Source organism: Sphingomonas sp. ACRSK, assembly GCF_022346685.1.
GTDB classification, from domain to species: domain Bacteria; phylum Pseudomonadota; class Alphaproteobacteria; order Sphingomonadales; family Sphingomonadaceae; genus Sphingomonas; species Sphingomonas molluscorum.
In genome coordinates this window covers 1-7,844 of record NZ_JAKRNR010000060.1, presented here as the reverse complement: position 1 = coordinate 7,844, position 7,844 = coordinate 1, and the positions used below count along the sequence as shown (strand labels likewise).

Sequence of the window (7,844 nt, the reverse complement as noted above, 5' to 3'; positions counted from 1 at the left end):
GCGAACGCGATCTGCTCTTCCGTGTACCTCGACTTCTTCATGTCCCAGCTCCTTGCACACAGGCTTTAAAGGGCCGGAAAACTCTCACTCAGCTTGGATGAAAAAACAGGGAGAACGTCACCTGTCAGCAGCACCCAAATACTCTGCCGGTCAAAGCCATTCATGGAACGGATGCAAACTCCGTCCATTCTCCATCCGTTGAGGAGGGCGAGCATGACCACGACGACGCACCCGAGGCGATCTTGGCCGATCCAACCCATAGCTGATCTTGCGACTATGGTCCCAGGTCCCTTGCAGCAACTCAGACTTCGATCCGACCGGAAAGGGCGCTGCGCGCTGGTGAAGCAGCATAGCTTGCGCGGCAACGGTCGTCGTGAAGGAGCCCCGTCGTGACCGACTCCGGAACCTCTTCCTTCGGCAGTCCCCCTTCGCAAGTGCAGGCGGGTCCAGAAACACGCCGCTGGGGTAGCTGGAGTTCGATCGTCGTCGGCGCCGTGATCGCGCTGATCGGACTGATCCTGGCGGCAGGAGGCGCATGGCTCGCCATGCTGGGCGGGTCCCTCTATTATCTGGTCGTCGGCGTCGCGATGGCGGTGGCAGGCGCTCTGCTCATCAAGGGGCGGCTTGCCGGCGGCTGGCTGTATCTCGGCATCGTCGCTGTCACCTTCATATGGGCCTGGTGGGAATCGGGTCCGGATGCCTGGGCGCTGGTGCCGCGGATCGTCGCGCCCGTCGTGCTGCTGGTCGCCGTGCTGCTCGTGATGCCGACGCTGAGCTGGCGGCGCAACCGCTGGCAGCTGGCGCTGGGCGGCGTGGCGGCGGCGGTGCTGGTCACCGGGGTGAACCTGTGGGTGGCGGACGCCAATGCGCCCAATCCGATCTGGAGCCAGTTGCCCGCACCCGGCACCGCCGGCATGGCGGATCCGTCCGGCCAGCAGGTCGGCGCCGACTGGCCGGCCTATGGCGGCACGTACAGCGCCCGGCGCTACTCGCCGCTGGCGCAGATCAATCCGGCAAACGTCGGCAAGCTGAAGCGGGCGTGGGTGATCCACACCGGCGACCTGCCGAAGTCGGAGAAAATCCGGAACACCTATGGCGCGGAGACGACGCCGCTGAAGATCGGCGACACCCTCTATCTGTGCACCCCCAAGAACATCATGATCGCGCTGGAGGCAGCGACGGGCCGGGAGCGCTGGCGCTACGATCCCAAGGTGCCGGACGAGGCGATCCCCTATACCGCAGCGTGCCGCGGCGTCGTCTATTATGCGGTTCCGGGCATGGCAGCCGACCAGGCTTGTGCGACCCGGATCATCGAAGGCACGCTCGACGCGCGCCTGATCGCCGTGGATGCACGCAGCGGCCGGCTGTGCCCGGATTTCGGCACCAACGGCCAGACGGATGCCAAGATCGGCATGGGAGAGGTGCCGCCGGGCTTCGTGTCGATCAATTCGCCGCCGACGCTGGTACGCGGCGTGCTGGTGACCGGGCATCAGGTGCTGGATGGACAGGACCGCTGGGCGCCCTCTGGCGTGATCCAGGGTTTCGACGCCCGTACCGGACAGCTACGCTGGGCGTGGGACATGATGAACCCGCAGTGGAGCGGTTATCCGCCCGAGGGCCAGACCTGGGCACGCGGCACCCCCAACATGTGGACGATCGCCTCGGGCGACGAGCAGCTGGGTCTGGTCTATCTTCCGATGGGCAATGCGGCGGTGGATTATTACTCCAGCCTTCGCCGGCCCGAGGAGAAGCGGTTCGCAACCTCGCTGGTCGCGATCGACGTGACCACCGGCAAGCCACGCTGGCGCTTCCAGGCGGTGCGCAACGATGTGTGGGATTATGACTTCGGCGCGCAGGCGACGCTGGTCGACTTCAAGGGCACCCCGGCGCTGGTGCTGCCGTCGAAGCAGGGCGACATCTATGTGCTGGACCGGCGTAACGGCCGCGCGCTGACGCCGGTGGGGGAGATCCGTGCCCCCTCCGGCGGCGTCGAACCGGAGCAGCGCGCCGCCACCCAGCCGGTGTCGCTGTGGCATACGCTGCGCAAGCCCGACCTGACCGAGCGCGACATGTGGGGCATGTCGCCGATCGACCAGATGATCTGCCGCATCCAATACCGCAGGGCGAGCTACAAGGGCTTCTTCACGCCGCCCGAGGCCGGGCGTCGCTCAATCGAATATCCCGGCTATAACGGCGGCACCGATTGGGGCGGCATCGCGATCGACCCGCAGCGCGGGGTGATCGTCGCCAACTACAACGACATGCCCAACTACGTCACGCTGGTGCCCCGTGCCGAGGCGAACAAGCGGGGCTGGGCGCCGCGCGATCAGGCGCGCGGCGACATCGGCGGCGCGGAGGGTGCCGGCGATCCGCAGGCGAACACGCCCTATGCGGTCGACGTGAATGCCGGCTGGCGCAACAAGTTCTGGCCTTTCTCGAAGAACGGCACCGGCATGCTGTGCAAGGAGCCTCCCTATGGCGGCATCCGGGCGATCAACATGGCCGACGGCAAGATCATCTGGGACCGTGCGTTCGGGACCGCACGCACCAACGGGCCGTTCGGCATCCCCTCGATGCTGCCCTTCACCATCGGCACGCCCAACAACGGTGGCGCGGTGGTGACCGCCGGCGGACTGGTGTTCATCGCCGCGGCCACTGACAATCTGATCCGGGCGATCGACCTGCGCACCGGCAAGACGATCTGGCAGGATGTGCTGCCGGGCGGCGGTCAGGCGACGCCGATGACCTATGAAGCGAACGGCAAGCAGTATCTGGTGATCATGGCGGGCGGACACCACTTCATGGAAACGCCGGTCAGCGACGCGCTGATCGCCTATGCGCTGCCCGATTGAGGCGAGTGCCCGGGAGCAGGACGCGAAGGCGCGCCCTGCTCCCGACGACGGGCAGCTGGTGCCCCGGCGGGCCCACGATCGACAGAATGCAAGCCTGGCGGCGTATCGTTCCGCCCTTCTTCGCGGACCGCAGCCAGCTCGGCTTCCCCCTGATTCGGTAATCGGGCGAAATCCGATATGGGGTGGCGCATGCGAGCCCTGTTCCCCCTCTTCTTCTCCCTGTTAGCCAGCTGCGGGGACATCCCGCGCGATCCGGACGGCAGCCTCGAACGCATCCGGCGAGAACGGATCCTGCACGTCGGAATGGTCGATGGCGCCGATCTCCAGAGCATCCGCCGTGCCGACGCCCTGATCGCAGCCTTGGCGAAGGACACCGGGGCGAACCCGGCCGTGACCCGCGACGGGCAAGAGGCGCTGCTGCTGCGACTGGAAGCTGGCGACCTCGACATCGTGGTCGGCGGGCGTTTCGCCGAAGACACACCTTGGAAGACCCGCGTCACGCTTGGCCCCCCGCTCGCGTCCGAGACGGCAGCGGCAAACACGCTGAACGACCATGCGGTGACCCGCAACGGCGAGAACGCATGGATTGTGCTGGTGCAACGAGAGGCAAGGAAGGTGGCACGATGAGCAACGCCCTGCCCGAAGCGTCCGTGCCGCTGATGCGCCGCGCCGAGCGGCTGGAATGGTGGTCGATCGCCTGGACGATCAGCGTGATCGCCGTGATGGGCGCGGCAATGGGATCCAGCCAGACGATGAAGACGGCCTGGATCGAGGATTGCCTGAGCCTGATCCCGCCGATCGTGTTCCTCGTTGCCGTCCGGATCGAGCGCTGGGCGCCGACGACACGCTTTCCGAACGGGTTCCAGCGCGCGCCCAGCCTCGCCTTCGCCATCGCGGCGGCAGCGCTGACGGCGCTCGGCGGGAGCTTGCTGGTGAACTCCGCAATGAGCCTGTTCGCGCAGGAACATGCCACCATCGCCGCCGTCGACGTCCTTGGCCACGAATTATGGCTCGGCTGGGTCATGGTCGCAGCCCAGGTCTATTCGATCGTGGTGCCGCTGGTGCTCGGCCGGCTGAAGCTGCCGCTGGCCAGGGCACTCAACGACAAGACGCTGTTTACCGACGCGCAGACCCAGAAGGCGAACTGGATGACCGGCATCGCCGGGATCGGTGGCGTGATCGGAATCGGGCTCGGCTATTGGTGGGCCGATGCCGTGGCGGCGGGCATCATTGCTCTCGACATCCTCAACGACGGATTGCGCGCCCTTCGTGCGGCAACGGCCGAGCTCGTGGACGGAACGCCGCGGGCTCTCGACAGCCCGAAGATCGCCGAAGATGCCGCCGCAATAGACCAGCTACTCAGAGCCCGCTTCCCGGGCGCGGAGGTCCGGTTGCGCGAAACCGGGCGCATCATCCGCGCGCAAGTGATCGGCGCGACGCCTCCTGAACAAAGGGTGGATCCCGCGACCTATTGGACGGGGGATCCGGAACGATCCTGGCGCCTGGGCCAGATCAGCTTCGTGGCACCGGAGCCTTTTGAGCAGGAGCCCGCGGCATCCGCATCGAAGGGGAACGGCTGAGTCCTATGCCGGTGCTGACCGACCGCCCGCGCCGCCGATTTAGAAGGTCAGCACGATCTTTCCGCGGACATGGCCCTTCTCCAGCCGCTCGTATGCAGAGGACGCGTCTTCGACGGGAAACACCGCGGCAACCTCGACCTTCACCTTGCCCGCGTCGATCAGCGCCGCGATTTCGCCGAGCTGCTTCGTGTTGACCTGTGCCAGCCAGCGTTCCGGCACGCGGATGTTGCGGTCCCTGCCCTTGTCGGGTTCGGCGACATCGAGCGTGGAGACGAGCGTGCCGCCATCGCGCAGCACGGCAAAGGACCGGGTCTGCGTCTCGCCGCCGACCAGGTCGAGCACGAGGTCGATGTCGGTTGCGACGTCCTCGAACCGCTGGTTCTTGTAGTCGATCGCCGTATCCGCGCCGATCGAGCGGACATAGTCGAGATCGTTCGTCCCCGCGGTCGCGAACACCGTCGCGCCCTTTGCCTTGGCGAATTGGACGGCGAGGTGTCCCACGCCACCGGCACCGCCGTGGATCAGCACGCGTTGCCCCGCCTGCAAGCCGCCGTGGTCGAACAGCCCCTGCCACGCCGTCATGCCCGCCAGCGGCACCGCGGCCGCATGCACGAGATCGATCGAAGCTGGCGCGGCGGCAAGCTCCAGCGCCTTCACCACCACATATCCGCTCTGCCCACCGCGATCGAAGCCGATGAAGGCGAACACGGGGTCGCCCTTGCGAAGCATATAGTGCGCACGGGTGCCGACCGCCTCGATCGTCCCGGCAAGGTCGCGGCCCAGAATGGCGGGCAGCGCGTCCTCGCCGACCGGCGGGAACTCGCCCTCGCGCGTCTTGTAGTCGACAGGATTCAGGCTGGCGGCGGCGACCCGGACCAGCACCTCGTCATCCTTGGCCTGGGGGATCGGGACCGGTTCGACCCGCAGCACCTCCGGCCCACCAAATGCGTGCACCCGTACCGATTTGCTCTCGTGCATCTGTGCCTCCTGAAACTTGGGCAGGCCCTTCTCGTGGGCCGATCGTCACTCGCCGAACGGATAGGTCTCGGGCATGCCGCGATGGTGCTCCGGACCCAGCGGCGTCACGGCGCGGGTCGTGTCGAACCACACATAGGCGTCGAACTGCTCGGGCAGGACCGCGTCGCTATAGTGGCTCCAGCGCTCCGTGTCGGGGCGATAGATGACGCCGATGAAGCGCTCCAGCCGCGGTTCCGCCAACGCGCGCCGCAGCGCCTCGTGCCGTCCGGGCGCAAGATCGAGCAGAAACCGCTCGGTGCCGCTGTCGTGGCATAGCCGCTCATAGCTGTCGCGACGGGAGGGATTGACGCGCTTCACCTCCATGTCGCCGTCCCAGTCAGTCGCTGCGGCCACGGTGCCGCTATGGGTGCCGAAGCCGATAGACGCGACCGCATCGCCCCACTCCTCGCGGCAGAACTGCCCGATGTTCAGCTCGTCCCGCACCTGCCCCATGTCGGTCGCACGCGCGTCGCCGATGTGGCTGTTGTGCGCCCAGACGATCGCCTTGGCGTCCGGCCCCTTGGCATCCAGCAGATGGCGCAGGGTCTCGAACATGTGCGTGTCGCGCAGGTTCCAGCTCTCCGCGCCGCCATAGTACATGATCCGGTAGTAGCGCTCGGCCGACGCGACCAGCCGCGCGTTCTGCGCCGCATCCAGGAAATCGTCGCCGTCCTCCGCCGCATAGTCGAGCTGCTTCTGGAGCAAGGCCTGGCACTGCTCGATCACGGCCCGCTCGCACTCGGCATAGCCCCGGCTGAGCGCCGCGCGGCCATAGGTCGCCGGGTTCTTCTGCCAGGGCGTGAGGCATCCGTACCGCTCGCGCGCCGCGGCACCGGCTTCGGGATCGATCCGGTCCAGATAGTCGAGCACCGCGCCAATCGACCCGGACATGTTGTAGATGTCGAGCCCGTAGAAGCCGGCACGGTCGTGCATCGGCCTGTCGGCATTGTGCGCGTGCATCCAGCGGATCAGCGCCTGGACGTCGGTGTTGCGCCACATCCAGGTGGGGAAGCGCTGGAACGGCGTTTCCGCGCCGGGCCGCGGCTCGCGATGGCGGACGAAGCGGTCGACGGTGGCGGCATCCGGCTAATCCGCCTCGACCGCGACGATGGTGAAGCCGTGGTGCTCGACGAGGTGCCGAGTGATGGCGGCACGCGCCTGGTAGAATTCGCTGGTGCCGTGGCTCGCCTCCCCCAGCAGCAGCACCCGGCGATCCGCGAACCGATCGAACAGGCGGCCGAATGCCGGATCGTCGAACGCGGGCAGCGGCTCTGCCGCTTCGGCGATCATCTCCGGCAGCGTCTGCTTGCGCGAGGCGCCGGGGGTGTGATTGCTCGCCGAGCGGCTGCCATCCTCCGGCCAGCCATGGGCGCCGATCAGCGGCACGAACGTGACGGCGCCGAGGTTCTGCTCCTCGAAGCTATCCTCGGTGATGCGGGTCACCTTGCAGAGCTTTTGATCGCCCGGTTCTCCCGCCGGCACGATCAGGTGCCCGCCACCGCCAGTTGCTGCTTCAGCGCATGGGGTACATCCGGCCCGCCCGCGGACACCAGGATCGCGTCGAACGGAGCTTCGGCCGGCAGTCCGCCGCTGCCGTCGCCACTCTCGATCCGGACGCTGTCGTAGCCGAGCGCCTCGATCCGCGCCGCCGCTGCGGTGCCGAGCTGCGCATGCCGTTCGACGGCGAACACCTGATTGGCGACCTGGCCGAGAACGGCGGCGGCGTAGCCGGATCCGGCCCCCACCTCCAGCACCCGATCCTGCCGCCCGATCTCGGCCGCCTCGATCATGGCCGCCTCGATCATGGCCGCCACGATGAACGGCTGGGAGATCGTCTGTTCCGCCCCGATCGGCAGGGGCGTGTCCTCATACGCGAATTCGGCAAGCGCCTTCGGTACGAAACGTTCGCGCGGCACCGTGCGCATCGCGTCGAGCACCGCCGCGTCGCGAATGCCACGCCGCGCGATCTGCACGTCCACCATCCTGGCGCGGGCGGCAGCGAAGTCGGTCATGGTTCAGCCCTTGCTGTCGTGCTCGGGCTTTCCCTTGCGCTTGGTGTGCGCAAACTCCTCCAGCTGCTTCTCGCTCATGGAGTCCTCCATGCTCTTGGAGGCACCTTTCAGCTTCGACTTCGGGGTGTCGCCGCGCTTGGCGCTGAGCGCGGCACCGGCGGTCTTCTGCTGGGCGGCGGGCTTTGCGGGCATCTTCACTCTCCTCTCGAGAGAGGTCAACGCACCGGGGCAACCATGGTGCCTCAACCGAGAGCGACGGTTCCTAGGTGTTCAGTCCCGGCATCTGGTGGATCGGATCGACGATGAACCGGTCTGGCTCTGACGTCCAGATCTTGGCGATGTATTCGTAGGGTGTGAGGCCGCTGAGCGTCTTGAGCCGGCGG

The 7,844-nt window shown here is 67.1% G+C and carries 7 protein-coding genes and 2 pseudogenes; 3 read left to right on the top strand and 6 right to left on the bottom strand.

The annotated features are described in order from the left end of the window. Positions 1-389 precede the first annotated feature (389 nt). The 3 genes from MHZ35_RS17350 to MHZ35_RS17340 all read left to right on the top strand — a co-directional run bounded on the left by MHZ35_RS17350 (position 390) and on the right by MHZ35_RS17340 (position 4,432). On the top strand, positions 390-2,852 hold the full coding sequence (locus tag MHZ35_RS17350) for a membrane-bound PQQ-dependent dehydrogenase, glucose/quinate/shikimate family (RefSeq protein WP_446741074.1): 2,463 nt from the start codon (positions 390-392) through the stop codon (positions 2,850-2,852). A gap of 189 nt (positions 2,853-3,041) precedes the next feature. Then, complete coding sequence (locus MHZ35_RS17345) at positions 3,042-3,479, top strand: hypothetical protein (RefSeq protein ID WP_239436776.1); 438 nt, start codon at positions 3,042-3,044, stop codon at positions 3,477-3,479. Continuing rightward, positions 3,476-4,432 carry a cation transporter gene (locus tag MHZ35_RS17340; RefSeq protein WP_239436775.1) on the top strand — a complete coding sequence of 319 codons (957 nt, stop codon included), beginning with the start codon at positions 3,476-3,478 and terminating at the stop codon, positions 4,430-4,432. The genes MHZ35_RS17345 and MHZ35_RS17340 overlap by 4 nt, the downstream gene beginning before the upstream one ends. Before the next feature lie 39 nt (positions 4,433-4,471). On the opposite strand, the gene MHZ35_RS17335 is transcribed toward MHZ35_RS17340, so the two are convergent. The 6 genes and pseudogenes from MHZ35_RS17335 to MHZ35_RS17310 form a co-directional block, all read right to left on the bottom strand. After that, positions 4,472-5,410 carry an NADP-dependent oxidoreductase gene (locus MHZ35_RS17335; RefSeq protein WP_239436774.1) on the bottom strand — a complete coding sequence of 313 codons (939 nt, stop codon included), beginning with the start codon at positions 5,408-5,410 and terminating at the stop codon, positions 4,472-4,474. Positions 5,411-5,455: 45 nt separating this feature from the next. Next, positions 5,456-6,475 (bottom strand): annotated as a pseudogene (locus MHZ35_RS17330) (erythromycin esterase family protein); the annotation flags it as partial. A gap of 60 nt (positions 6,476-6,535) precedes the next feature. Then, the gene (locus MHZ35_RS17325; protein WP_239436773.1) at positions 6,536-6,892 is read right to left on the bottom strand and encodes a hypothetical protein; all 357 of its coding nucleotides are present in this window, start codon (positions 6,890-6,892) and stop codon (positions 6,536-6,538) included. A 41-nt stretch (positions 6,893-6,933) separates the two neighbouring features. Beyond that, entirely contained in the window at positions 6,934-7,461 is a 528-nt protein-coding gene (gene pcm / locus MHZ35_RS17320) for a protein-L-isoaspartate O-methyltransferase (RefSeq protein WP_239436772.1), read from the bottom strand. Positions 7,462-7,464: 3 nt separating this feature from the next. After that, positions 7,465-7,653, bottom strand: coding sequence for a DUF3008 family protein (locus tag MHZ35_RS17315; RefSeq protein WP_132884456.1), 189 nt, complete (start codon positions 7,651-7,653; stop codon positions 7,465-7,467). Positions 7,654-7,723: 70 nt separating this feature from the next. Continuing rightward, positions 7,724-7,844, bottom strand: a pseudogene (locus MHZ35_RS17310) (IS481 family transposase); the annotation flags it as partial.